Origin of the sequence: Paenibacillus sp. FSL L8-0436 (assembly GCF_038593025.1) — a bacterium.
In the GTDB taxonomy this organism is placed as follows: Bacteria; Bacillota; Bacilli; order Paenibacillales; family Paenibacillaceae; genus Paenibacillus_AQ.
The window spans coordinates 3,272,487-3,298,025 of record NZ_CP151955.1; the positions used below are offsets into that span (position 1 = coordinate 3,272,487).

The 25,539-nt window shown below is 47.1% G+C and carries 26 protein-coding genes and 2 pseudogenes; 17 read left to right on the forward strand and 11 right to left on the reverse strand.

The annotated features are described in order from the left end of the window. Positions 1 to 77: 77 nt before the first annotated feature. From NSS79_RS15010 to NSS79_RS15020, 3 genes and pseudogenes are all read right to left on the reverse strand, one after another. A complete protein-coding gene (locus tag NSS79_RS15010) occupies positions 78 to 2,354 on the reverse strand; it encodes a DEAD/DEAH box helicase (RefSeq protein ID WP_342439943.1) in 2,277 nt (758 codons plus the stop codon). A 121-nt stretch (positions 2,355 to 2,475) separates the two neighbouring features. Then, positions 2,476 to 2,658: pseudogene (locus NSS79_RS15015) on the reverse strand (helix-turn-helix transcriptional regulator); the annotation flags it as partial. Between the two features lie 626 nt (positions 2,659 to 3,284). Next, a complete protein-coding gene (locus tag NSS79_RS15020; RefSeq protein WP_342439944.1) occupies positions 3,285 to 4,145 on the reverse strand; it encodes a sulfurtransferase in 861 nt (286 codons plus the stop codon). A gap of 244 nt (positions 4,146 to 4,389) precedes the next feature. Here NSS79_RS15020 and NSS79_RS15025 point away from each other — a divergent pair, with 244 nt between their 5' ends. The 3 genes from NSS79_RS15025 to NSS79_RS15035 all read left to right on the forward strand — a co-directional run bounded on the left by NSS79_RS15025 (position 4,390) and on the right by NSS79_RS15035 (position 7,152). After that, entirely contained in the window at positions 4,390 to 5,349 is a 960-nt protein-coding gene (locus NSS79_RS15025) for a phosphotransferase (protein ID WP_342439945.1), read from the forward strand. A 202-nt stretch (positions 5,350 to 5,551) separates the two neighbouring features. Further along, positions 5,552 to 6,112: an AAA family ATPase gene (locus NSS79_RS15030; protein ID WP_342439946.1), complete on the forward strand. Its 561-nt coding sequence runs from the start codon at positions 5,552 to 5,554 to the stop codon at positions 6,110 to 6,112. Positions 6,113 to 6,180: 68 nt separating this feature from the next. Next, the gene (locus NSS79_RS15035) at positions 6,181 to 7,152 is read left to right on the forward strand and encodes an alpha/beta hydrolase (protein ID WP_342439947.1); all 972 of its coding nucleotides are present in this window, start codon (positions 6,181 to 6,183) and stop codon (positions 7,150 to 7,152) included. A gap of 76 nt (positions 7,153 to 7,228) precedes the next feature. Here NSS79_RS15035 and NSS79_RS15040 read toward each other — a convergent pair whose 3' ends face one another. Further along, positions 7,229 to 7,600, reverse strand: coding sequence for a hypothetical protein (locus tag NSS79_RS15040; RefSeq protein ID WP_076109215.1), 372 nt, complete (start codon positions 7,598 to 7,600; stop codon positions 7,229 to 7,231). A gap of 214 nt (positions 7,601 to 7,814) precedes the next feature. Between NSS79_RS15040 and NSS79_RS15045 the strand changes: the two genes are divergently transcribed. From NSS79_RS15045 to NSS79_RS15065, 5 genes are read left to right on the forward strand one after another with little or no spacing between them, the layout of a single operon-like run. Continuing rightward, positions 7,815 to 8,786: an ABC transporter ATP-binding protein gene (locus NSS79_RS15045; protein ID WP_342439948.1), complete on the forward strand. Its 972-nt coding sequence runs from the start codon at positions 7,815 to 7,817 to the stop codon at positions 8,784 to 8,786. Then, a complete protein-coding gene (locus NSS79_RS15050; protein WP_342439949.1) occupies positions 8,779 to 9,525 on the forward strand; it encodes an ABC transporter permease in 747 nt (248 codons plus the stop codon). Before NSS79_RS15045 ends, NSS79_RS15050 begins: the two co-directional genes overlap by 8 nt. Further along, positions 9,525 to 9,899 carry a GntR family transcriptional regulator gene (locus tag NSS79_RS15055; protein WP_341092758.1) on the forward strand — a complete coding sequence of 125 codons (375 nt, stop codon included), beginning with the start codon at positions 9,525 to 9,527 and terminating at the stop codon, positions 9,897 to 9,899. Before NSS79_RS15050 ends, NSS79_RS15055 begins: the two co-directional genes overlap by 1 nt. Before the next feature lie 13 nt (positions 9,900 to 9,912). Continuing rightward, complete coding sequence (locus NSS79_RS15060; RefSeq protein WP_342439950.1) at positions 9,913 to 10,614, forward strand: ABC transporter ATP-binding protein; 702 nt, start codon at positions 9,913 to 9,915, stop codon at positions 10,612 to 10,614. Continuing rightward, positions 10,608 to 11,339 carry a hypothetical protein gene (locus tag NSS79_RS15065; RefSeq protein WP_342439951.1) on the forward strand — a complete coding sequence of 244 codons (732 nt, stop codon included), beginning with the start codon at positions 10,608 to 10,610 and terminating at the stop codon, positions 11,337 to 11,339. Before NSS79_RS15060 ends, NSS79_RS15065 begins: the two co-directional genes overlap by 7 nt. 154 nt (positions 11,340 to 11,493) lie before the next feature. Here NSS79_RS15065 and NSS79_RS15070 read toward each other — a convergent pair whose 3' ends face one another. Next, positions 11,494 to 11,868 (reverse strand): PilZ domain-containing protein, encoded by a 375-nt coding sequence (locus tag NSS79_RS15070; protein ID WP_038591155.1) that lies wholly within the window; start codon positions 11,866 to 11,868, stop codon positions 11,494 to 11,496. A gap of 127 nt (positions 11,869 to 11,995) precedes the next feature. On the opposite strand from NSS79_RS15070, the gene NSS79_RS15075 reads away from it, so the two are divergent. The 8 genes and pseudogenes from NSS79_RS15075 to cysK all read left to right on the forward strand — a co-directional run bounded on the left by NSS79_RS15075 (position 11,996) and on the right by cysK (position 18,393). Further along, the gene (locus tag NSS79_RS15075) at positions 11,996 to 12,601 is read left to right on the forward strand and encodes a pentapeptide repeat-containing protein (RefSeq protein ID WP_342439952.1); all 606 of its coding nucleotides are present in this window, start codon (positions 11,996 to 11,998) and stop codon (positions 12,599 to 12,601) included. A gap of 156 nt (positions 12,602 to 12,757) precedes the next feature. Then, the gene (locus tag NSS79_RS15080; RefSeq protein ID WP_342439953.1) at positions 12,758 to 14,389 is read left to right on the forward strand and encodes a sensor domain-containing diguanylate cyclase; all 1,632 of its coding nucleotides are present in this window, start codon (positions 12,758 to 12,760) and stop codon (positions 14,387 to 14,389) included. A gap of 522 nt (positions 14,390 to 14,911) precedes the next feature. Beyond that, the gene (locus NSS79_RS15085) at positions 14,912 to 15,715 is read left to right on the forward strand and encodes a glycoside hydrolase family 73 protein (protein ID WP_342439954.1); all 804 of its coding nucleotides are present in this window, start codon (positions 14,912 to 14,914) and stop codon (positions 15,713 to 15,715) included. A gap of 5 nt (positions 15,716 to 15,720) precedes the next feature. Further along, complete coding sequence (locus tag NSS79_RS15090) at positions 15,721 to 15,999, forward strand: holin (RefSeq protein WP_342439955.1); 279 nt, start codon at positions 15,721 to 15,723, stop codon at positions 15,997 to 15,999. 135 nt (positions 16,000 to 16,134) lie between these two features. Continuing rightward, a pseudogene (locus tag NSS79_RS15095) lies at positions 16,135 to 16,526 on the forward strand (hypothetical protein). A 178-nt stretch (positions 16,527 to 16,704) separates the two neighbouring features. Next, positions 16,705 to 16,839, forward strand: coding sequence for a YjcZ family sporulation protein (locus NSS79_RS15100; protein WP_342439956.1), 135 nt, complete (start codon positions 16,705 to 16,707; stop codon positions 16,837 to 16,839). A gap of 128 nt (positions 16,840 to 16,967) precedes the next feature. Next, the gene (locus tag NSS79_RS15105) at positions 16,968 to 17,420 is read left to right on the forward strand and encodes a GNAT family N-acetyltransferase (RefSeq protein WP_342439957.1); all 453 of its coding nucleotides are present in this window, start codon (positions 16,968 to 16,970) and stop codon (positions 17,418 to 17,420) included. A 34-nt stretch (positions 17,421 to 17,454) separates the two neighbouring features. Then, the gene (cysK, locus tag NSS79_RS15110) at positions 17,455 to 18,393 is read left to right on the forward strand and encodes a cysteine synthase A (protein WP_342439958.1); all 939 of its coding nucleotides are present in this window, start codon (positions 17,455 to 17,457) and stop codon (positions 18,391 to 18,393) included. A 1,594-nt stretch (positions 18,394 to 19,987) separates the two neighbouring features. On the opposite strand, the gene NSS79_RS15115 is transcribed toward cysK, so the two are convergent. The 4 genes from NSS79_RS15115 to NSS79_RS15130 all read right to left on the reverse strand — a co-directional run bounded on the left by NSS79_RS15115 (position 19,988) and on the right by NSS79_RS15130 (position 23,724). Next, positions 19,988 to 20,467, reverse strand: a complete 480-nt coding sequence (locus NSS79_RS15115) for a ferritin-like domain-containing protein (RefSeq protein ID WP_038591176.1) — start codon at positions 20,465 to 20,467, stop codon at positions 19,988 to 19,990. Positions 20,468 to 20,832: 365 nt separating this feature from the next. Continuing rightward, complete coding sequence (locus NSS79_RS15120) at positions 20,833 to 21,270, reverse strand: GNAT family N-acetyltransferase (protein WP_342439959.1); 438 nt, start codon at positions 21,268 to 21,270, stop codon at positions 20,833 to 20,835. 1,248 nt (positions 21,271 to 22,518) lie between these two features. Beyond that, on the reverse strand, positions 22,519 to 23,019 hold the full coding sequence (locus NSS79_RS15125; RefSeq protein ID WP_342440379.1) for a site-specific integrase: 501 nt from the start codon (positions 23,017 to 23,019) through the stop codon (positions 22,519 to 22,521). Positions 23,020 to 23,028: 9 nt separating this feature from the next. Beyond that, positions 23,029 to 23,724, reverse strand: a complete 696-nt coding sequence (locus tag NSS79_RS15130) for a phage integrase SAM-like domain-containing protein (protein WP_342439960.1) — start codon at positions 23,722 to 23,724, stop codon at positions 23,029 to 23,031. A 76-nt stretch (positions 23,725 to 23,800) separates the two neighbouring features. On the opposite strand from NSS79_RS15130, the gene NSS79_RS15135 reads away from it, so the two are divergent. Further along, positions 23,801 to 24,097: a hypothetical protein gene (locus NSS79_RS15135; protein WP_342439961.1), complete on the forward strand. Its 297-nt coding sequence runs from the start codon at positions 23,801 to 23,803 to the stop codon at positions 24,095 to 24,097. Positions 24,098 to 24,348: 251 nt separating this feature from the next. On the opposite strand, the gene NSS79_RS15140 is transcribed toward NSS79_RS15135, so the two are convergent. Both NSS79_RS15140 and NSS79_RS15145 read right to left on the reverse strand, forming a co-directional pair. Next, positions 24,349 to 24,723: a hypothetical protein gene (locus NSS79_RS15140; RefSeq protein WP_342439962.1), complete on the reverse strand. Its 375-nt coding sequence runs from the start codon at positions 24,721 to 24,723 to the stop codon at positions 24,349 to 24,351. Positions 24,724 to 25,334: 611 nt separating this feature from the next. Further along, positions 25,335 to 25,526, reverse strand: coding sequence for a hypothetical protein (locus NSS79_RS15145; RefSeq protein WP_342439963.1), 192 nt, complete (start codon positions 25,524 to 25,526; stop codon positions 25,335 to 25,337). Positions 25,527 to 25,539: the final 13 nt, after the last annotated feature.

Below are 25,539 nucleotides of genomic sequence, written 5' to 3' on the forward strand. Positions count from 1 at the left end.
TTTCGCTCTTAGCAGATCAGCCGTTATTTCGTGCAGCAAATGGGCGGCAACGCGATTATCCTTGAAGCTACGCTGCATCAATATTTTGACAGTCTGAACATCGGCCTCATAATCATGCGAATCCAATAAGCAAATACAGTCGTTCCGGTCCATGAGCTGCGCTTATTCTGTAGGTATTGATCGTTGATAATATAAGTCCGGGTGGAAGCAGGGCTCTTAAGACCGAACTTTTCCCACTCCGCCGGGTCATTTGAACCTCCGAGCCTTTCAAGCATATTCTCCGCCGCGCTATTTATTTTAGAAGGAATTTGCTCGTAGGCTTCGGTGATTTGCGCATGAAATTCGTCGATTGGATTACGGCTGGCAAGGCTCTCTAAGTGGATGCTTTCGCGAAGGTAAGAAACATACGCAAGATGTTCAGCCCAGAACTCGTCGATATAATAAAGCCTGACTCGCTGCTCCGAAGGACTCATCGGCTTCTCACCTTTCAAAATTGGGAGCCGCTCCGCGTATAGAATTCGCCTCTGATCCTCCACCATATCCGAATAACAGTTCAGTTCCTTGTGGATATCGAAGTTTTGGCTCATAACAATACGCTGAATACTTGTGATCTTACTACTGAGTACTGGCTCTTCAAGAGCCTCATCCTGCTTTGGAGCGCGAACCGCTTTATGGATGCCGAAGCGAAGCAGCAACTCGTCCTCCAAGCTTACATAAAAAACGGAAGATCCCGGGTCGCCTTGGCGGCCGGAACGCCCGCGTAACTGGTCGTCGATCCGCACGCTTTCGTTCACATGGGTGCCAATCACGTACAACCCGCCAAGCTTGGCGACTACCTCTGCTTGTGCGGGGGCGCCGCCGCCGAGCCGGATGTCGACGCCGCGTCCCGCCATATTTGTAGACACCGTCACTGCGCCGGGTTCTCCCGCTTTGGCGATGATGTCGGCTTCTTCCGCGTCGTTTTTCGCATTCAGAACATGGCAAGGTACGCCGGCAGCCGCTAGCGCCTCTGCCAGCATGGCAGACTCTTCGACGCTTGACGTACCAATGAGAATTGGACGTCCCGTCCTATGGACGGATGAGATTTCTTGTACGAGTGCCTTATGCTTGGCTTCTTTATGGGTATAAATCCGGTGCCGATGGTCGATCCGGATGTTTGGCCGGTTCGGCGGGATTTGCATGACCTGCATTGCATAAATATCTTCGAATTCTATTGCAGAAGCATGCGCGGTAGCCGTCATTCCGCAAATCTGCGGATACAGGCTGATGAAGTGTTGAATGGTGATCGTCCCGAGAATTTTCCCGCCGGCTATGGAGTACAGCCCTTCTTTGGCCGTAAGCGCGGCTTGCAGCCCGTCCGGCAAATACCGGTTCTCCGCCACGCGGCCGGTATATTCTTCGATCAGCTCGATTTTGCCGTCCCGGACGATGTAATCGACGTCTTTCTTTAATAATGATTCCACATGCAGCGCGCAATTTAATGACGTCAGCAAGTGACTGTTATGGCTATCGTACAAATTGCCGCATCCCAGCAGCGATTCCGCTTTTGCAGCGCCTGCTTCATTTAAGTAAACGTTCCGCTGGAACTCATCGAAGTCGTAATGCTCTGCTTGCTTGAGCTGCCGAGCCACTTCTGCGAAACGAAAGCCGTCGCTCCTGGAAGAGGCCGAATCGCCGCTGATGACTAGCGGCACCCGCGCTTCGTCAAGAAGCAGTGAATCCGCTTCGTCGACGATGACGTAGTGGAAAGGACGATGCACGGTATCAGCTTCGCTTAGTGCGATTGTGTCGCGCAAGTAATCGAATCCCGCTTCTTTGGCCGTAACATAGGTTACATCCTTGGCGTATGCTTCCCGTTTCTCGGACAGGCTCATGCCCGCTTGAACTGAGTTTACCGTTAACCCGAGGAAACGATAGATCGGGCCCATCCACTCCGCATCCCGCTTGGCCAAATAATCGTTAAAAGTCAGCACATGAACGCCTTTGCCGGTCAGTGCATTTAGATATGCAGGCATAACAGCAGAGAGTGTTTTTCCTTCACCGGTATGCTGCTCGATCAGAAATCTCTCATGTAGAGCTATGGCAGCCATGATCTGGACATCGTAAGGCTGTAATCCGAGCGTTCTCTTCGCTGCTTCACAAACTAGCGCATAGGCATCGACAAGCAGCTCGTCCAAAGGTATACCCGATTTTGCTTCTTCTTGCAGCCTGAGGGATTCCGCTTGAAACTGCCCATCGTCCCATGCTTCCAAATTCCGTTTCCTGATGAGCTCCGCTTTGCCCTGATAAACTTTCAGCTTATTCTGGTTATCGAGATCTTTGAATTTTTGCATCAACTTGCCGGCTATATTCATATTAATTTGATCTCCTCTCGGTAGAAATACGCTTATTTTTGAACAATATTTGCGATGGTGCCGGGAAACAACGGTTTGAAAGTAATGGAGAACACATAATCCGTTTTAACATCTTATATAAAAAAACTTCCTCGGCGGGTAACTTGAAAGCAGCGGCAATTTTAAGAGCGAGCGTTATTGAAGGGGAGTAAACTCCTTTCTCGATTAACCCTACTGTCTGGCGAGTGGCTCCGATGGCATCCGCTACGTCTTGCTGCAACCATCTGAAGCGTGCCCTCAGTTCGCGAACGTTGTTAACAAGCACACGAGAGCTCCTTTCCAGTTATTGGTTGGGAGTGATTGTAACTTATGTATTGTAAAATGTAAACACTATATTGCATTTTGGAAGCCATCTTAGTCATATAAAAGCAAAAAGAAGACAGCAACACGTTAAATCTGTCACTATAATGATCGGGCAGCTTTTTGCAACGAAGAACGACTACAAAAGCCACTACCGCTATCTGCAACGCTGGCTGGCCGAACAGTACCCGACACTTAAGTCGGAGAAACAGACCACCGACCACGTTCGGCAGTATGTCGGACACATGCTGACTGCCCTGCGGGCTCGCTTAGCCTTACGCTTGGAAGCTTCGGAACGTAAGACTGCGTAAGCTTTTAAATTAGCGCCGAGCAAAACGAAGGGAAGTGTTCCCAAAAGCGGCCAAGCTCCCGAAAGCTAGCTTGTGGATGGCCAAACAAAGCCCCCAAGCGTTCAATCAACTTGACCCGACAGCCCAGCCATGGCTGGTTAGGGGCCGTTTGCAACTGCTTTCGCCTTGTTCTAGTTTGCAGGTTGTTGATCGAAAAGCCCAAAGAGGGCTGGAACAGTCTGCCTCCCGGCAACCTGTCACAGCCCCCAAGCCCGCGTCCGACGCGGGCTCTTCAAGTTTTCTATTCACCAGTAGCCACCGGATTCCCCTCATAGCTAATCCAATCGCTCCAGCTCCCTGCATACAACTTCACATTCCTATACCCGGCCTTTTCCAGTGCCAGTACATTTGGACAGGCGGTGACACCGGAGCCGCAGTAAACAATAATTTCAGCGTCTTTGTCCAGCTCGGAGAAATGCTCCTGCAACTCCTCGGCACTTTTGTAGCTTCCATCAGCATTCTGCGTATCTTTCCAGAAGAAGCTGAACGCACCAGGGATATGTCCGGCTTTATTGTCCAAGGTTTCTTCCAGACCCAGGAAGCGTTCCCGGGCGCGGGAATCGATAAGGACCGGAGAGAGGCCAGTTGCAGAAGCCGAAGGCTCCATATTAGCAGATACCTGGTGTACCTTGTCCACGTCAACCAGCATCTGCAGCTGCACATTTGCCTGGAACGAGCTTGGCACCCGCACCGGCTGATGCTCCGTTACAGGGAATTTCTCTGCCTTCCATGCGCTGAAGCCGCCTTCCAGAATGAATACCTGTTCATGCCCCAGGTAACGCAGCAGCCACCAGAGCCGCGCAGCATTCATGCCGCTTTCGTCATCATAGGCGACAATGCGTGAATCATTTCCGATTCCCAGCTTCGAGAGGCGTGCAGCAAGTACCTGCGGGTCGGGGAGGGGATGGCGTCCGCCATGTTCTCCCACAGGGCCTGACAGATCCAGCTCCAAATCGAGATAGACCGCACCCGGAATATGCTCTTGTTCATAGCTTTCCCGGCCAGCCTGAGGTTTACCGAGCGTAAACCGGCAGTCCACTATGGTCTGCTCCGGCTCAAAGAGCCTTGCCAGCAGCCATCGTTTGGAAACAGTTGCGTCCATAAGTATCCCATCCTTTGCGTATATCAATATGAAATTTATTATAGCGTAAAAATCGGGGGTTCGCTGGAAGTAGTTATTTTAGTTGATTTGGCGATTTGACACAGCCAGTCACTGATTTTACAATTGCCTTTGAATTGATCAATATTTTTCACTTTATGGTAGACTCGTCACAATACATACAAGAGAGGGGCATAAGCCTACGGATACTATTGTAAGCCAAGTTTGGCCGGAGTGGAGTGGAACATTGAGGAAGCGGAGCGGGGGCTGGAATAATACAACCTATTTTGTAGAAAATAGCACTCGCCGCGCCGTGCTGCGAATCTATGATACACATAAAGATAGAGAGAAAATAGAATTCGAGCATGCCGTGCTGCAAAAGCTGGGGATGTTGTCTTTACCCTTCAGAGTGCCTGTTCCCATCGCGACACCGGCCGGAGAAACTTTGGTTCAGCTGGAGGACAGGGCTGGTAAATTTAGCTGCTTGTTCGAATACATAGACGGAGATTCGCCCACTGAGCAGGAGTCTGGCTATTTCGGATCCTTCGGGGAGGCGGCAGGTACATTGTCTATAGTGCTGGCAGAGATAAGTCCCGGACTTGCTCCGGTCTACCGGCCTTATTATGAGCTGCGGCAGGCTTATCCGCTATGTACCGGACAAGTAATCCGGGAGCTGTGTCTGCAACCGCCAGTCCCCTTTACTGAACTTGCTAAGGGATTGGAGATCCTTTACAACGCTTATGAAAATATTGCGGATTCGCTGGCTGAACTTAAGGGGTTGCCGCATCAGCTGGTGCATGGAGATTTGAATGCTTCCAATCTGCTGGTGGAGACAAGCGATCACCGGCAAGTAGCTGCGTTGCTTGATTTTGAATTTTGCACCTTTGATGTGAGGGCGATGGAGCCTGCGGTAATTCTGTCGGGGCTATTGGGTCATGCGGAGGAAGGAGCGGCGGTCCGGGATTTTTGCCGGGGTTTCAGCACCAGGGTCCGTCTTACCGAAGCCGAAATCAAGGCCGTTCCCGTGCTGATGTTGCTTAGAAAAGTTGATGTGTTCCTGCACTTTGTCACCCGCTATCTGGAGGGCACGGATGAAGCACAAGTGCTTCATGAACAAGTGAAACAGTTATCCGCAGAGGTAACCCAGCTGTCAGTTGGAGCTGCACAAATTCAAGAAATTCTACTGGAAGAGCAAGGCGGAGCTTGATACAGCTGTCTCCCGGTATGGATCATGGATCTGAGCTCTACAGCCAGCCCCCCCGGTTAAGCGCATTATCTTATTCGTCCAGCTTCAGCTGTAAGTATCGATCTCCGTAATAAACGGACAGCCAAAGTTAAATCTATGAATGGGTTCGCTGTATTTGCTTATTGAAGCTTATTGAATATTTTGGAGAATTGGAGTTGCATGGATGAAAAGGTTAGTGATCATTACCGTCGGTAAAACACATAGCGGGAAAACTACATTTGCTAAAAAATTAGAACAGCACTTACACAACTCAGTTGTGATTGACCGGGATGACCAGGCTGAATTTATCAACACTCATTACAAAAGCTTGCTGCCTAAACAAGGAGTCAATACCTTCAAAAATGCCATCTCACGGACAATTGTAGATTATGCTGTTAATGAGTCAAGTTCACATCTCATTTTATGTAACGCCAATCGTGGTCGCAAAGGTCGTTTAGAAATGCTCGAACGTTTTCATCACAAAGGTTTTGTCAGCATACTTGTTCATTTTGAAATCCCCGACGATATTCTTCATTCTCGTATTACCAATAGTCAGCGCAGTACAACTATTTTCAGAAGTGCGTCTAATTTTGAAGAAGTCCTTAGTCGGCAACAAGCAGAGTCTCATCATGGCGATGTGGTGGCACCAGCAGCAAGCGAAGCAGACCATTTGTTTGTAGTTAAGGATAGTCATGAAGTTCAGTCTATCATTCAAAAAATTACGAATATCTCTCAAGACTTATGAGTGAGAAACGTCTGAATATAACGTTATCGAGGTGAAGAGCAGCTTCAAACAAGGAATTGGAGGAGTGTATGTTAAAAAGAAGAGGTGTGAAAATTGCACTCTGCCTGTTGGCTGCACTGATTGTATTGGCCGGGTTAGGAGCCGCATATCAATGGTATGGTTCCACACAGGACAGGAAGAATTATTCACCCGCCGGAGACCTATATCAGGTAAAAGGAGGTAAAATGCACCTATATACTGAGGGTGCGGGATCGACGACTGTGGTGTTTGCAGCCGGATGGGGAACGGCAAATCCTTACGCCGATTTTTCTCCATTGTACGAGGGGCTGAGGCAGCATGCGAAAATTGCGGTCTATGACCGCTTTGGTTACGGATATAGTGACTTAACCGGCAGAAAGCGGGATATTGACTCCATCACCGATGAAGTTCACGAACTGCTGCAAGTTTCCGGCCAGAAGCCGCCTTATCTATTTGTCGGCCATTCGCTAGGCGCACTGGAAACCATCCGTTATGCCCAGCGGTACCCTGAAGAAGTGAAGGCGATTCTGCTGATTGACGGGGGAAGTCCTGAATACTATGAGTCCAGTCCGGAGCTTAAACTAGTGTCCGGAATATACAAGGGGCTTCGGGCGACCGGCATATTGCGGGCATTATATCACGTAAATGGATTCGCTGAATGGGTAGCCAGTGACAGCAATGGGGATAAGCTGCTGCCCGAGAAGCTGAAGGAAATAAACCGCAAAGCGGTACTGCTGCTGGCGGGCAACCGGAATATGACCGATGAAATTCGCCAGAGTCAAGAGAATGCCCGCGTCGTGCTGGCTGGCAGCAAACCGCTTCCGATTCCTGTCACTGTCTTGACTGCCGACTATTTCGGCAAGCTTGACGATGATGCCTCCTGGATGGACAGCCAAGCAGTTCTTCCTGAATGGTCCGTCAAGGGCAAACAAATCATCGTGCCTGACAGCTCCCATTACATTCACAGCTATCAGCCTCAGCGGGTGGTTGAAGAACTGCTGCAGTTAATTGCAGGGGAATAAGCAGATTCGAGTATAAGAGGGTACACCTTGCCGGGAGGCGGGGTGTACCCTCTTTTATAGCGGCTGCCCATAAACTCTAGATCAGACGATATCCGGCAGGCAGCTCTCCGCTGTCGCGGATATTGCGGATTTGCGCTAACGTCAGCCTTTGATTGGTGGAGATGATTGATTCCACGTCGTTGCCGTTGATGTAATCATCCAGATCTCGGATGCTGTGGTTTCCACGCAGTACACGGAAAATGCCTCTGAAGCGGGTTCTGCTGAACAATACAAGCGTAGCATTGCTGCTGGTGGAGAAGAAGCGCAGACTTTCGATTCCGTCGAGAATGTTGTCTGTATTACGGATCCCGAGATTGCCGGTATAAATTCTGCTCCGTCCCCTGTAGTTCTCTTCTGAGTATACGGTGAGCCGCGGGTAAGTTTGGGAAATATGAACCTCTCGTTTCATTTTCATTCCTCCTAAAAGTTTTGTGAGCATCGCTTCCATTATTCTATGTTTGCTTGAGAGGAAGTCTTGGACGAGGAACTATGGGGCCGCCTTTTAATGACACCCAATTCCTAAAAAATGGCTTTACATCACATCGTTACTAGTGTACTATGTAACTAACACACCGACACAGTATTTGTTTTTCCAATATTTTTACTTTTTCAGGGAGGTTGCTATGAAACAGTCAATGAGTACACAGGGACTTGCAACACAAGGGAAAGATTCCATTGTGTTGCAGATGAATCAGGTCAGTAAGGTTATCAAAGGAAAGGCGATAGTGGATCAGCTGTCTTTTGACATCCGCAAAGGAGAAATTGTCGGGCTGCTCGGACCTAACGGTGCCGGAAAGACAACGACGATCCGCATGATGACCGGCTTGATCAAGATGAGCGAAGGGGATGTGCTGGTTCAAGGACATAGCATCCGCAATGATTTCAACCGGGCAATAGCCCATATCGGAGCGATTATCGAGAACCCTGAGTTTTATCCGCATATGACCGGGCTGGATAATCTGAAGCAGTATGTACGGATGAGTGATGATGTTCCGGAATCGCGGATTGAAGAGGTTGTGCAATTGGTTGGGCTGCAGGAAGCGATGGGCAAGAAGGTAAAGGCTTATTCACTTGGTATGCGGCAGCGGCTCGGTATCGCCCAGGCACTGCTCCATTCGCCGAAGCTGCTGATTCTGGATGAGCCGACGAATGGCCTGGACCCTGCGGGAATACGCGAAATGCGTGATTATATGCGGACAATCGCTGAAGTTGAAGGGATATCCATCCTCATTTCTAGCCACATGCTTGCAGAGATTGAACAAATTTGCCATCGGGCCGTTGTCATTCAGAACGGAAAGCTGGTGACGGTAACCAAGCTGGGTGCCGGGGAAGAGAAGGAAGGAGAAGTGTCACTCACTGTCCGGGTAGGCGGGATGGAAGCCGCACAACGAGTTATACAAGAGCTGCAGGGAGTGGGGCTGGGCAGCGTGAATGAGGCCCGTTCTGAACTAAACATACGGCTGCAGGACATCAGGGTGCCTGAGCTCGTTGAGGCATTGGGAAGAGCCAATGTCGGCGTATATCGGATTACGGAGAACAAACAAAGCCTTGAAGAAGATTTCTTGAAATGGACAGGGGGCAACCGCATTGCGTAAATTTAACGATCTGGTGCTGAATGAATGGCTGAAGCTGTCGAAGAAACGTTCTTTTTTCGTGCCGCATGTGCTGCTGATTCTGCTGCCGCTTCTGTTAGGCTATATGATCAAAGCTTTTTCCAAAGAGTCATTCGCCTCTGCTTCCGAGTTTACGGCGGTGATGCTGCAGCCAACCGGAATAGGCCAGGTCATCGCTATACTCGCCATCATTGGAACAGCGGGGATTGTATCCAAGGAGTATAGCCAAGGAACGATCAAGTTTCTGCTTATCCGCGCACGCAGCCGTATGGCTATTCTAGCCTCCAAGTATGTAACGGTACTGCTGTTCGCGCTGAGTCTGACCGCAGTTGCCGCCGTGGCTGTGTATCTCTCGGGTGCTCTATGGTTTGACGTTGGCGGGGGAGAAGCGGGAATAAGAGATATACTACTTTCGCTGCTGTACGGCTGCGTGTACACGGTCGTATATGTAACGCTGGCGTTTATGATCGGGGTGCTGACGACCTCCACAGGAGTGACCATCGGGATTACGATGTTTGCACTGACCTTGGATAAAGTAGTTATTTACCGTGATTTCTACAAATACTTTCTGTTTCCGAATATAAATCTTAGTGTCTACCACAACAACGCAGCGCCGTTGCCGGGCATGACTCTTGGCTTTTCCATTGTTATGCTGGCGGTCTATCTGATTGCGTTTCTGCTGGCGGGGTTTGTGGTGTTCAGACGAAGGGACGTTGCTTGATGACCATTGAATTTGACAACAACCAGCCCATATATATTCAGATCATGAATTATATCAAAGGCGAGATTATCACAGGCAAGCTGAAACCCGGCGATAAAATCCCCTCGGTGCGGGAACTGGCCGCAGAATTGCAGATAAATCCAAACACGGTGCAAAGAACCTTTCAAGAATTGGAGCGTGAAGAGATTGTGGAAACACGGCGGGGTATGGGCAGATATGTTACGGGGAGGGAAGAGACCATTATGACCATTAAAAAAGAGATGGCCCAGGATGTCTTGGACCGGTTTATCCGCGGCATGGAGGAGCTGGGTTTCCAGGGAGAAGAGATCTTGACGGTCGTGGCGGAGAATATTGCACAAAGGAATAGTAAATAGGGGGATTGCCAGGGTGGACAGTATACTTCAAGTACAACAGGTTACTAAAAAATACGGCTCAAAACAGGCGCTGCGCGGGGTTTCTTTTGAACTCGGTGCAGGCAGAATCACCGGGCTGCTCGGCAGCAACGGCAGCGGGAAAAGTACACTCATGAAGCTGATTGCCGGGCTGGCACAGCCAACCTCAGGAAGTGTGTCTGTGCTCGGTGTTCCGGTAGGGAAACAGAGCAAAGCATTGGTTTCGTTTATGCCGGACCGGCCCCTGACAGACCCTTGGATGAGTGTAGGAGATGCGATGAAATTTCAGCGTGACTTCTATTCGGATTTTGACCCGGTCAAAGCCAAACGTATGCTGGAGTTTATGAAGCTTAGTGAACGGGATAGGGTGCAGACGCTCTCCAAAGGGATGAACGAACGGCTGCAGCTGACCATGGTCCTCTCGCGGCGGGCGAGTTTATACATGCTGGATGAACCTATTGGCGGAGTGGACCCTGTGGCGCGGACGAAAATTCTCAATGCGCTGATGGAATTTTACGAGGAAGACAGCAGCATTTTGCTCTCGACGCATCTGGTAACAGATATTGAACGGATCTTTGATGAAGTTATTTTTATAAAAGAAGGAGAAATCGTCCTGCAAAGTGATGTGGAGGAGTTAAGGCTGCAACGGGGAAAAAGCATTGACGAGCTGTTCAGAGAGGTGTATGCAGAATGCTGAAGCTGATAAAATACGATTTTAGACGGAGCCGTGACCGGATTCTTGCGTACTTTGTAATCGCAATTCTGGTGCATGCCGCCACATGGTATTGGAACAGAAACATGGGGGGTCAATTGGTCGCAATCAATCTGACCACGTATGTCGTAGTGGGGTGCAGCCTTCTGCTCACTAGCGCGATTACCTATGGCCGCAATTTGAAATCTTATCACCGCCGGCTTCTGCCGGTGAGTTCTCTGTATACCATCTTGTCACCGCTGCTGCTCTGCTGGACGCTGCTTTTATCCGTTGTTATCATCGCAACCTTGCATCTTGGGATCTATATTCTCGTATATTCGGCGGATTTCCTCCCGGGAAACTTCTGGCCGGTTGCCCTAAACTGCATACTGCAGCTTATCTGGTTCTCCGGTTTAATACTGATCTTCATTATGTTTGCCATCAAGGTGGCCAATAGTCTGCGGGTCAGAGGAAAGATATGGATCATCATCGCTGTATTGGTGGTACTCCAGAACGGGCTGTCTTATCTTGAACAGCTGATGTTTAAAAGTTCTCTCGCGGGTGTAGAGAACATGTTCGAGTTTGATGTTTATGAAGTGAAAACGATCCCTAGCGGGATTACATTCTCCTATCCCGATTTTAATTATTGGCCGATGTTGTTTGAAGCGGCAGTTGCAATCGTTCTAATCTATGCGATGATCGTGCTGCTGAAGAAAAGGGTGGAGGCTTAAATCGCCGCTCCATTTGTTAGGGAGGCTGGGGCAACTAACTACTCATGCGGTGTTTGCTGCTGAACAAAAGCAGGGCTAATTGCCCTGCTTTTCGTGTTTGCACAGCAAAAGACGTCCTCGAAGGAGGACATCCGGCTGTGCCCTATTAACCAACTTACTGGGCACTGCGCGTGTTAGTCCAGCTTTCCAGCTCCCGCAGGAGTTGCTCTTCTTCATCCTCCTGCAAATCCAATCTTACCCCATATTGATATTGGCCAAGTCCGAACATCCAGCCCCAGCGTACACTTCCCACAAACTGAAGTTTGTCTTCTGCCAGCTGAAAGTGGATAATTATCTTAGTATCGCCTGCAGTGAAGCGGAGATTCAGCGAAGTTCGGATTTTGCACCCTGAACGGCTAAGGTCAAGCAGTACGCCTTCCGTAAGCTTGCCTGCCCCGGGGCCGTTGTTACCAGCAGGAAGTTCAAGCCAGCATTCGATGGGCTGGTTCATTACATATCGGAACGGTTCTTTTCTGCTGGAGTCGTCCATTGTTCACCTCCGCTAGTTTATTTGCTATTATAACGAAATGGTTTCATTTGAACAATCTCCTAAAGTGCTATTTTTTAAAAAGAAAAGTTTTACTTATTTGTTGAAACGAGAGAGGAGCAGATACCCCGTGTATCAATATGACAATGAAAATTTTACCGGGCATAATTTTGATTACGCCGAATTGCGTGATGGAGAACTGAACTGCTGCACGTTTGATAGGTGTTCTTTTAAGGGAGCTTCTATGGAAGAAATGACTTCCGGCGGCTGCCGTTTTGTGGATTGTGATTTTACCGGCGCCTTGCTGAATGCCTCGCTCCATAAAGGAGCAGCGTTTACCAATTGCAAGTTCTCCGGGGCAAATCTGTTTGTGTCTAAATTCGAGGATTGCAAAATGGTCGGCTCCGATTTCTCCAATGCGTATATGGACGGCATTACGCTGATCGGCGGGGATTGGTCTTACACCAATTTGCGGCATATTAACCTCAGCAGGCAGGACCTGCGGGGCATCAGGTTCGCTGAGGCGGACATGCTTGGCTGCAATCTGCAAAAATGCGATCTGCGCGGTGCGGATTTAAGCCGGGTACAACTGGCCCAGTGCAAGCTTGCGGGAGCAGATCTAAGGGATGCTAAGCTGGAAGGGATTGACCTGAAAAGCCTGGACTTAAAGGGAGTAAGGCTCGATGTGGAGCAGGCGGTGCTGCTGGCACGTTCGCTGGGGGCCAAAGTCGGCTGATATTGGATACGCGAACAGCTCCGCTCTATAAGATAAGGGCGGAGCTGTTTCTCTGTCTACAAGGCTGACTTTAAGATTGCAGATTTATAATTCCTGCGGCTTTATCCGATAAAAAATTATCGACACTATTCTGCGAAAGATATGGGGAGAATGTGCATGACGTTTAACCTGCGGACTTTTTTTGCCAGTGCCTTTGCGGTAATTATTATCTTGCTGACTGCACTGCTTATTTATGTAATCGGGAATCAAGCTACGAAATCTGTGGAGGTAAGTATCGGGGGCTCACTTGCTGCAGAAGCATATCAAATGTCGGAGAAACTGGATCATTTCATGTGGTCGCGTTCCGGGGAAGTGGAAGTGCTGAGCAAGCTTAACGCTTTCCAGAAGCCGCTGGACACTCAAGAAATCAGCGGATTGCTGAATCAATTGAAGAGGAGCCTGCCGGTGTTCACCTGGGTCGGCTACCTTGACCCGAAGGGAACTGTGCTTTCCGCAACGGACAACATTCTCCTTGGAAAGGATATCAGCCAAAGACCCGTATTTCAGGAAGGCCGGAAGGGTTTGTTCACGGGTGATGTGCATGATGCCGTGTTATTGGCAAAGCTCCTGCCTAATCCATCTGGAGAAGCCCTTCAATTCGTGGACGTAAGTGTCCCGGTCTACGATAAGGTGGGAATGCTTAATGGTGTACTGGCAGCGCATTTGAGCTGGGAGTGGTCACGTGAGGTAGAGAAATCCATTCTGGACCCGCTCAAAGAACGGATGAAGGATGTGGAAATCTTCGTAGTCAGCCAGAAGGATGATACTATACTGCTTGGACCCTCTGGGCTGGTGGGGAAGAAAATGGCGAATGAAACGCTGCAGAAAGCCCGCGAGGGCGGGAATTCATGGATCGTGGACAGCGGCAGCGGAAAAGATTCTTATCTGACCGGATACGCTTACGGGGACGGTTATTTGAATTATCCGGGTTTGGGCTGGTCAGTGCTAGTTCGTCAACCCACAGATGTTGCTTTCGCAACGGTACACCAGCTCGAAAGATTTATCATATTAAGTGGATTGGCAGCTACGGTGATTTTCGGAATTCTGGGCTGGCTGCTTGCCGGATGGATTGCCCGTCCTCTGAATCAAATTGCCAAAACGGCAGATTTGCTCAGCTCCGGTGCCAATGTGGAAATCCCCGCCTTGTCCCGCTTTAAGGATGTGGCCATCTTGTCAACTTCACTGCGGAATCTGGTCAATAATCTGACCAAAACAGAGAATAAGCTGAGCTATATGTCGGATATGGCTCTGCACGATGTGCTAACAGGGCTGCCGAACCGGGCCGGATTGAACGAATTTTTGGTTCACGCAGTGAACAAGGCTAAATTGAACCGGACAACCCTCAGTTTTCTGTACATGGATCTGGACGGGTTCAAAAAAGTGAATGATACTTTCGGCCATGCTACCGGAGATGTTCTGCTCCAGCAGGTGGCTGTGCGGCTGCGGGAGTGCACCCGTGACAATGAAATCGTTGCCCGTCTGGGCGGAGATGAATTTGTGATTATTCTGAATACTTCTGCAAGCAAACCCATGCAGGAGTCGGAGGTTGTTGCAGCGCGCATCATCAGCAAAGTTAATCTGCCGGTCGTCATTGGAGGCGATACCATACAGGTCGGATGTAGTGTCGGAGCAGCCGTATGGACTCCAGACTGCTTGGATACGGCCGAAACTCTGCGGCTGGCGGACGAGGCATTATATATTTCTAAACGCAGCGGCAAAAATCGGATTACATTTGAAGCCGCTTGCTAATAAGCGCTGTGGAGCCAAAAAACCTTTCTGTGTAGATATAGCGGTTAACCTGCCGCTGTACCCTAAGAAAGGTTTTTTTTGTGTTGCTATTCGAATGAGATTCTTAGTTGTTAGTAAAAACCTTAGCGCAATTTTTTTCGGGGGGAAGCCCACCATTTGATCCAGAGGCTCCCTTCGTCATCATGAAATAATTTAATGCCAAACCATCTAAGGGGTGTCCACAACTCTTTAAAATAATATGATGGCATAGTCCAATAGACCCTCCTAAATAGTTAATTTTCACTATATACTACCCCAAATTTCAGTATCTAACAATAGCTTTTCTATCAAATACAGGTAAAGTTTTGGTAAAATCAGGGCTGTTTGTTTTTAAGCTGGTTGCTCTATGTATGGTGTAGGATGAACAATTGATAATTCATTACCCCTTTATTCATTTGGCTAAACAGCTATCCTGAATTCATAGAAATAAGCACAAGCTATTTGGCAGAATGCGCATTTAATATAGGGAGAGGATGTGATGAGATGACGGAGACCGAATTTATTTCCAGAATTATACCCTGCGCAGTCGAAGATATGAAGCGCAGTCATATTGCGGCCTCGCTGACCATTGCGCAGGCAGCGCTGGAATCCAGTTGGGGGAACAGCAGTCTAACGGTTAAAGCCAATAACCTCTTTGGCATTAAAGGCAGCGGACCTGCCGGAAGTGTGGCGGTACGGACAACAGAGTATAGAGACGGCAAAGCGGTGAAGGTGACTGCAGCCTTCCGTGCTTACAATAACTGGGGTGAATCTGTGGCCGATCATTCTGCGTTGCTCATCGGCGGGGTCTCATGGAATCACAGCCTATACAGCAAGGTGATTGGTGCGGATGGAAAAAAGGCCGCACGGGAAATTGCCGCAGCGGGATATGCGACTGATCCCAAGTATGCGGCAAAGCTGATTCAGATAATGAATACCTATAACTTGTACGCATATGATGAAATTAAGGAGGAGGACGAGATGTCAGCAGAAGATAAGCAAAAGCTTGCAAGTCTGGAAAAAGAACTGAAAGAGCTGCGGATTTTGTTGTCCGATCTTGCAGTCAGCAGAGATAAGCTGAAGACAGTTGTACAGGAGCAGGGGCAGGCGATCACTAGTGCGACTGAGCGCCTTTCCCTAATCGAAGGCCGGATGGTGATGAATGTCCCGGCATGGGCGGAGCCGGCTGTCAGTACAGCAGTGACGGCGGGACTGCTGGATACGCCCGCCGGCGGCAGCTTGGATTTCTACCGGGTTCTGACAGTATTGCACCGGGCGGGATTACTGTTATCCCGGAAGGAGGGGTAAACGTCATGTATAACGATGCGCTTAACAATGTGCTTGCTTTCGCATCGGTGTTAGCCGTGTTTGTAATGGCTCTCGTTCAGCTTGTGAAGAATAGCGTGAAGCTTCCGCGCAACCTTGTACCGGCGGTTGGTCTGGCAATAGGATTATTAGTCGGGGCCATTGCCTATCCTTTTACAGATATGAATCTGGTGCTGCGTCTGTGGTCAGGCGGACTGGCAGGATTGTCTGCCACGGGTCTGTTTGAACTGGCTTTTAACAAAAGAGATGGAACAACTAAAGATTAATATCCTGCGCCTGCCGATCCTTCCGAATCTATTAAAGATTTACTGTGAATTATTGAACCTAATGGTGATATGTACAAGCAATCAGTAATCTCTCTTAATACAATGAAATATGCAAAAAAGGAAGGGGTGCTCATCATGGGAACCTATCTTGATGCTCGAACCTCGCAGAACGCAAGCATAGCGAACTCTATTGCCATTCCGATTCTGCTGCTGAATACGCCGCAGGTGCTACGACGAATCCGCGAGTATTGTTAAAAGGAACAATTTCTATGTCGCTTCCGCTGGCGCTGGCTGGTATTACAATTACAATAGTGAGAGGAACGCTTAGTACCGATCCGGTTGTATATTCTGCTACCTCTACGTTTAGCCTTAGCGTCTTTACGCCACAAGTCATCACGTTTTCAGCTGCAGACTTTAACCCGCCGATAACTCCTCAATTGACGTACACTGCTTTCGTTAGTTCCAACCTGCTCGGCATGGTTCGTGTCGGTCCGGAGAGTTTTGACGGCATTCTGGTTTCCGATTAATTTAATTTTGTTTGAAGTGCATATCAAAAGAACCGGTGGGAGCCACACCATATATGGATGAAGCTATGCCTCAACATATTTTTTTGCCGTGGCCTAAATTTTGACCGTTTCGCCCAATCTGTTAAGCCAGCCAATACATATTCTACCTTGTAGTAATCATTATGAAGGAGGTAATCTCATGGGTGCAGATTGCGGATACGGTGGTAATGTTGGTGGCGTTAATAATTGTCCGGTAAGTCCTTTTACATCAACAGGTGCAATTCTGGTTCTTTATATCCTGTTGGTCATTATTTTGAGTGCCTGTTTCATCTAAGCTGGATAGCACATCGGCGTGTTCCCGGGCTTTTTGCCGGGGACGCGCTTTTTTCTGTGTCTAGTCCGATTTACATAATGCACCAAAACATTTATATTTGAGGATAATACCTTAACAAGGAGATCGTTATGGATTTCAGAAAAATAAAAAACGGTGAAGGTCTGCCGCTGGAGCTGCTGTTGTCAGCTGATCCTTCTCTGCCGAAAGTGGAGGATTATGCAAAAAGAGGTGATTGTTATCTCGCAGTTGACAAAGAGGACGTTGTGGGAGTGTATGTGCTGCTGCCGACAAGACCTGTTACGGTTGAACTGGCAAATATTGCGGTTGCTGAAGAGCAGCAGGGCAAAGGAATAGGTAAACAAATGGTGATGCATGCCATACAGATTGCCAGACAAGAAGGGTACAGCGTGATGGAAGTAGGCACCGGTAATTCAAGTGTAGGGCAGCTTGCGCTGTACCAGAAATGCGGCTTCAGAATAGTGGCCGTGGATTTGGATTTTTTTACAAAACATTATCCTGAAGAAATCTATGAGAATGGCATACAATGCAGAGATATGCTACGGTTATCCCTAGATATATGACTCGCTGTATCATTAACTTATTGGAGGAATTGTTGTGACAACTATTTATAAGAATCTAACCGATCTGATTGGCAATACACCGCTGCTGGAGCTGGCAAATTACAGCAATTCCCATCAGGTTGAAGCTAAGCTTATCGGGAAACTGGAGTACTTTAACCCTGCTGGTAGTGTAAAGGACCGTATCGGCTTTGCGATGATCAAAGATGCTGAAACCAGAGGGCTGATCCAAAAAGATTCAGTATTGATTGAACCTACCAGCGGAAACACCGGGATTGGACTGGCTTTTGCGGCTGCTGCACTTGGTTACAGACTGATGATCGTGCTGCCTGAATCGTTCAGTGTGGAACGCCGCAAACTGCTGAAGGCGCTTGGAGCTGAGCTTATTTTGACCCCGGCGGCTGAAGGGATGTTAGGCGCGGTTACAAAGGCGGAAGAACTGGCTGCAGCAATCCCGAATTCTTTCATTCCACAGCAGTTCAGCAATCCGGCCAATCCACAAATTCACCGCGACACAACTGCAGAAGAAATTTGGAAGGATACCGGCGGGGAAGTGGACATTTTTGTGGCTGGGGTAGGTACTGGGGGAACCATTTCTGGTGTCGGAGCAGTATTAAAAGCAAGAAAACCGGGCGTGCAAGTAATTGCTGTCGAGCCGGCAGATTCGCCGGTCCTTTCCGGTGGCAAGCCAAAAGGGCATCAGATCCAGGGCATTGGAGCCAATTTTGTGCCCGATAATTTTGACCAAGACGTGGTGGACGAAATTTTTCAGGTTAAGAACGAGGAAGCATACGAAACGGCGCGCAGTCTGGCCAGAACAGAAGGTCTTCTAGTAGGGATTTCCTCCGGAGCAGCTGTTTATGCCGCATCGCAAATAGCTAAACGCCCCGGGAATCAAGGGAAGAACATTGTTATTGTCCTGCCGGATACGGGAGAGCGCTACTTGTCTACACCACTTTTTGATGACGAGGAATAAATTCTTCGGCAGGATGTAACTCCGACGATAACAAGAATCTGATTATTCAAGGGGCAACCCAATATAATAAGCATAATTAGTCCAATGTTGGTGGGCCTCAGCTCCTCAGGATGGTGTTGTTAAACTTACTGTAAGTTGGAGCGAGATTTAAGTGGTTATACCCTGCCGCTGGTAGGGTTTTATTTTTTACACTGCCTGTTTTCAGCATTAAGCAACAGTGATTCAATAAGTGAAATAGAAGAGGTCAAGCCTAAGGAGACAGAGGGATTTGTCCCCTGTTTATTAGGAGATATGGATTATGATAGGGACTGTTTAGAACAAAAATTGGGGCCCTATATCTGGGGCCTTTACATATAACAACGATAAAAGAGCAGGATAGAATACAAGATTCAAAGCCGTACAAACAAAAAAATATCTGGACAACTATTTAATTTATTCTTTGTTATCTTTAACAAAAAACAGGTAAGTGCTAACAAGTGTAGATAAGCCAAATAGAATAATCGATGGTCTAAAGGTGGAGTCAAAAGGTATGAAAAACAATCCGGCTATAGCAAGACCATATTGTAATCGAGTTAGATAAATTCTGGTTTGTTCATAAATATTTCTCCTAACTTTATTAATACGATTATAGAGAGATACGCAAATGGCGGGTGGTTACAGCAGCAGTTATTTTAATCCCATACCTAATGCAATGTTGTGGAAAGCAAATCCAAAAGCAACAGCAAAGCAGATTCCTGCTCCCAAGCCGTAAAACTTTTTATTTTTATCCATATGTAGCACCTCGATTTCAAGTATTTAACAATTCTACGCGACTTATCTAATTTAGTTTCGAAAGGGCATAGCCTTGAACGTATATGAAATCACTTATCTGGGTGAAGTCGGTTAATATGAATCCTATTCTGTTATTCGAAGCGGACTGACACCTGGAAAAGTGAAATCTGCTGAGTACCGGGAATATTCAGACCCATGCTCCGATGCAACCCTATACCGAGTGTCTGAAGATGCTTCCTGCCGGAAGATAGGTCAATCAACGCCGCGGCCCGACGAGGAAGCTTTCCCGGCGCCAGAACGCATCGAAACGGCAAATAGGCTGATTTGAGAGATCGGCAGCCGTGGACGCAAGTTTCTATATCACGAGAAGAAGGGCTGATATGCGGCAAAGGCATGAAAGCTATAACCATCATACAGCCCTGGGCGACACTGATCGAGCTTGGGAGAAGCGATTTGAAAATCGCAGATGGGCGACAAAACACCGCGGTGAGCTGGCAATCCACGCCGGGAAGAAGGTGGACCGGGAAATGAGCCAACGGGGACCTTTTTAAAAGCGCGCTTGCCCGCCCATGGATATACAGCTGATAACCTGCTGACTGGGTGTGTAATCGCTGTTGCCGGGCTGGCAAGCGGCTATCAAGGGATGGTCCATTACTGAGGAATCTCTGGCAGAGGCACAGCAGACCCTAGCCCGGCAACGGATGCGCTGAAATTCAACGCAAAAATAAAGCTTAGATAGCCCATTTGAGTGGGCAGAAACAGCATGTATCACGCTTAGTATAAAGAATTGAACCGTGTAATTATGAATGGGTAGTCCATGGAATTAGTACGGAGTTGCGACTGAATTTAGTAGTAATAGATTATTATACTTCGCTGCATGCTTCTGCTCATCGAGGATAATTCCGTACAAAGTATCCTTATAAACGCCGTATGGAAGGCCGAACCATATCTTTCGATACTTTTCAACAGCAGACAATTCACCTTGGAAGGCTTTCTGCAACCCGGCAATATACGAATTAACATGTTCAGGAACTTCGCTGCTAACTCCTGTCACTTCATGTCCTGTTAATTCCCTGTACATTTGTCGGAACATTTGATTATGCCCTCGTTCATCATTCCGGATAGAGGTAATCACTTCAGCTTGTTCGTGGTTCGGAGCAAGTTTTATGAGTTGGTCATAAAAAAGTTCATCATTTCGCTCCCCTTGGACTGAATTCCTCATTAATTCAAGCGCATCTTGAGTTGAAGTTGCCCAAATGGGGACAAATTGTGATCGAAACCAATACGGATACACCATATACATGAGCTAAACCCTCCAATAGTTTGTAAGTATTCTACCAGCAATCATATGCACACTAGCCCAAGATGTGCATGATTTCTTTTTTTCTTTTTTCTTAAAGAACTATTCCTGGGAGTAGGAGTATCCCTCCTCTCCGAAAGGTTATGACCGAGTAGACGCAAACTGCACACTAGCGAATTCCATAGGAGCTCGTTTTGAGGGTTCCAAAAAAACCAACAGCTGTCTTAAAACGAAAAATGAAGTCCTAGACTACTGTTGGTTTATTGAACTAACGTTTCTCGTTAGCATAAGGTACTGAAACCTTTTAAGCCTCACCGTCCTGTTTAAAAAGGTGTGTGTCCCTGACAGGAAGTTTCGCAGCACCCTTATTAAATATTCATTGACATATAGTTTTTTCCTTCAATAAAACCAAGACCTTCATACATCGGTTTAGCCATATCAGATGAATGAAGCAAGATTTTTCTAATTCCTTGTGTCTTCAAATCAACTATTGCTTCGCTTACAAGCCTGGAAACTATACCTTGACGACGGTAATTTAGGATTGTGAAAACATTAGTCATATATGCAACCAATCCAGAAGGATTTTCAAATCGTGGTGCAAACCGACACAAGCAAAAACATACTGCTGATACAACTACTCCGTCATCTTCAGCAACCCATGCAACGAGTGACTTGTCCACTAATGAGGAATCAAAGTAATTTCTAAATGTTTCATCCATGCTAGGGTTGTCCTCATTACATAACAATATCTTACGAAATTTAATTAATTGCGGTATATCGGTTTTAATAGCTTTTCGAAATAGCACAAGTGACTTCCTTCCTGTTAATAAGTGATATCTAAAATAACTTCCAGTTAGTTGGACAGCGCGCGCCAATCTAATACTTTATTTCCTCAGTCTAATACTATATTTGACAGAAATGGTTCCGGAAGATGATGCGCAGTACGAAGAGGTAGCGCCAGTAAGACAGATAAGGCGTAACAAAGACTATTCTTTCTTCTTTTTATGCAATTTAACTGTCTCCCTTTTTTTAATTAGTTATAGCTACATTATCACTATTAACAAATTATGGGGAGGCTCGACTTTAAATAAATTATTGTTGCACAGTACGAGAGGAAATGCCATTAAGACACAAACTGTGAAGGAGGAATATAAATATCCATTTATGAATTGTTGACTTACCCGCCTACGTTGCTTGTATTATGCATTATTGCGTTGGGCTTTATATTCTATCAATGGTACAGAAATCAAGAAGATTGAATTCAAGTCTACTAATGAACAGTGCGAAGATACAGTAAAAAATAAGGAACTGAGAGGGTTAACGGCCCTCCTCTCCCGCCAAGGGAAGTACATTAAAGGTAAGCTGATTAAGATAGGGGAGGAAGCCCAATGACACAAAGGGACTGGCAAAAGGAAGTTGCGACAAACTCCAGCGAAATAAGGGCGGTCCTGGTGGGCCTAAGGGAAATAGTAAGGGGGAAAGATAAAAAAACTTATCCCAGTTGTAGTTGTAATTGAAAAAGAACACGAATTTCATTTTGCATAGGATCGATACGCAACTTACCTTTAAGCTCAATCTGCGGCCATGTCAGAGCTTCGCAGCGCGATTAAGAAATTAAAGGAAATAGCTCCGGAAGAAGATGGACGGCACATCAAGTTGGAAGGCATGCAGGCTCAGATCAAGAAGACATGAATTAAAACTGAACAGTTCAAAACGGAGACGGAGATTCTATTAAAGATGTTATTGAAGATTGGGTGAAGGCGGTGGAGAGCGATGCCTAAAAAATCACCAGAAACCAACAGCCGGTTCAACGCCTTCAAGAAAGTCCGTTCAGGACAAGGAGCAGGTGAAGGGTTCATAAAAAAAAATCGAGGCCCTATTTCTAGGGCCTCTTTCATGGGAGAGGAGTCAAAAGGGGGATTTTTAGTTTGTATAAAATATTGGGTCCCTTGGTACATTAGGATTTTCGCAAAAAGAAGAGAGGCGAAAAAGTGCTGTTTTTTGGTCGTTTTTGCAAATTTGGTGCCCACATGGTGCCCAGTTTCGTTCCCCGTTTAAGCTTTCTTTTTCGTAGGTATAATCATGTCATCGAAGACATCGGCTGCTGCCTGATCCACTGATTCGAATATATGGCCATATATCTCAAGCATCTTCGTATCCGTATGGCCTGCGCGCTTGGCAATTGCCTTAGAATGGACCTTTTTGTAGATCATCCAGGAGATAGAGGTATGCCGGAGGTCATGCAGCCGGATCGGTTTAAGACCATGTTTGCGGTGGAAGGATATCCAACGGCTTGTCAGGCGCTCCGGATCACAAGGGATACCGTTTGTTCTGCAAAAGATAAACTCCCAGTCCTTTGCTGTCCACTTGTCACCAAGCTGCAGCTTCATTTTTACCCACTCAGATCTGTAGAGCTTCAGTTCATCTACAACAGAAGGGGCGAGTGCAATTTGGCGCTTGGATTGTTTGTTCTTCGGGCCTTTGATTACCGGCAGCCCATCTTTGAAGAGTGGAACCGTCTGCTTTATGTCGATCGTACCTTTTACCAGGTCGATATTCTTCCATTACAGTCCGGCCAACTCAGCTCGGCGCATGCCGGTAGTGACGGCCAGAGTGATCAGGAGCCGGATGTGACTCGGCTCGTCCTGCAAGGCAGCAAAAAGCAGCTCGATCTCCTTCTCATCATAAACCTCCATTTCCTTGATGTCATCCTCTCGCGGCTTCTTAACCCCGATCATAGGATTCTCCTTTAGTACTCGCCACTCAACCGCCTTGGCGAATATGCTGCGCAGTACCCGGTAATTATATACGATGGTCGCTGACCCAAGTGGTTTGCCTTTCTTATTGATGCTGGCCTCCGGTGTACGGAGGTAGTCCAGGTAATCAGTGATGTGCAGCGTTTTGATCTTCTCCATGTGCATGGCTTTGAAGTAGGGGAGGATTCGGCGCTCAGTATGGAACTTGTAACTGATTTTTGTTTTTTCCTCAAGTTCATTCTCCACAAACTTTGTAATCCATTTCTTGATGAAGGTCTCGAAAGTGATTTTCTCAGGCCGCACATAATGACCGGCATCAACTTCCATTTGAAACTTCACAAGCTCGGCATCCAGGTAGTTCTGCAGCCGCCGGGGTGCGCGTAACAGGGTGGGATCATCTACTTTGACCGTTTTACGCTCCTGGACCCGTTTGCCTTGAGCATCATAGCCAAGCTCAGCGACCAACCGCCAGCGGTTCTCTCCTCTTTTCTGAATACTTGCCATATTACAATACCTCCCGGTGGAATAAAAATTTTGATTCTGGTACAATCTATATATCAAGTTTGAAGGAGCGGAGCACATGGACAATGATTTGGTACAGTTATTGCGGTCCGTCATACGGGAAGAATTAGTTCCCGTTAAGGATGAGGTGTCCTCTGTTAAGAAGGAATTAGTAACAGTCAATGAGCGCTTGGATCGGATGGAGATAGAGCAGCAGAGTATTAAACAAGACCAAGAGTTGATTAAACGTGCGGTGTTGGAAACGAACGAACGTTTAATCAACGTTGAGTCTTTACTGGAGAATCAGCACCGGATTATTGAGCTACTCTCAGTTCGGTCCATTGACCAGGAAGCCCAGCTTAAACGAATTAAATAGTAAACATGATCCGGTGCTCCCAGGCATCGGATTTTGTTTGCTCTCAGGGCGCTTTACTGCCATTCTCAGTGCTGTTGCACAAGAAAGATGTATTTGTACCTCCCGGCGCTGTGAGGGTGGATTTCCTGACTATATCGTCACGTTTTACGACTTAAAATGGACATCAGCTGAAGAGGTGCTATCAAACAGCTCATTTATGGATTGATTCTCTTAAGGATATTTCTGTAAATCGTTCCAAGTCTCACGGCGTTCTATTTAAGAAATGTATCGAAATCAAGAAATTTTGGATTCTGGCCTTCTAATTGAGAATACCATGCGCGATCTATTGTTATGATAACAGGCTCCGTTACTTCATCAAACTGATCAGCAGTGATATCAATTATGAGACCATCATACTCCAGCCAAGCATGGGATTGTTCACCTCGCATTCCCCAAACATACAAAGCCTTTACATAATGCTGCTCAAGTAGATACTTGGTCATTAATTTACTACAATCCCCACAGCAGCCAAGCGGGGAACGTTCAAAACATCCAGATTGTGGAAATTCCGTTATATCCATCTGTTCAATTGTTCTGCGAAAGAGTATGGCTGAATCGCTAATTTTTCTATGAAGTTCCTGTTCCATGGAAACCTCCTATTCATAAACCCTAAGGTTAAGGTCTTTCGCGTGCAGGGCACGCAAAACTATGTTACATCAGTTTTGTGCGAGCGCCGCATAAAAATAGTTTTCAGCGCCGAGTGCCAGAAAGTAGCCAATCCTGTTTGAAATTCTTTTTCTTCACGTGGTGAAGGAAACACAATACTTTCTGCCGAGCTTCGGCAAAAACATCAGATACCCCAATCTGACTTTTCACCAAAGCTCGGTGAAAACTTAATTTCAGTCGCCCAGCGACCAAAAAGGGAGTTTCGTACGCCGGGCGGACAAAACCAATTTCACCAACCGGTGGTGAAAACTATATTCATTGTGAGCACCCTGGATTTTCCGTCATGCCATGACGGAAAATCTCTCAGCGTCTTGTCCATTTTGTACGGACTCCATACGAAACTCCTGTTATGTTCACTGCATGAACGTAACTATTTTAGATCCTTACTGAACGGCATATAGTTTTCACTGCCGGGCGGTCAAAAAGGTTTGAGCCCATTCATGTGATTTTTGACGGGCTTCGTCAATAATTCCCGTTGAAGCACTTTTGATGTTTGCCAGAGTTTTTGCCACTCGGCAGCAAAAACTACATATCACTCACTATCTTTCATATGAACTTGTGCATGTTCTCTCAGATATTCTGATAAGGGTATCTTAAGATATGCTCCATGCTTAGCTAATGCCTGTCGAAGGTTCGGTTCAAAAGCATCTCCGATAAAACCAATAATATCTTCACAGGGTACTGAAACAAACTCAATATCAAGAGGCTTCTTCTCTCTTCTCATAATTTGCAGCTCC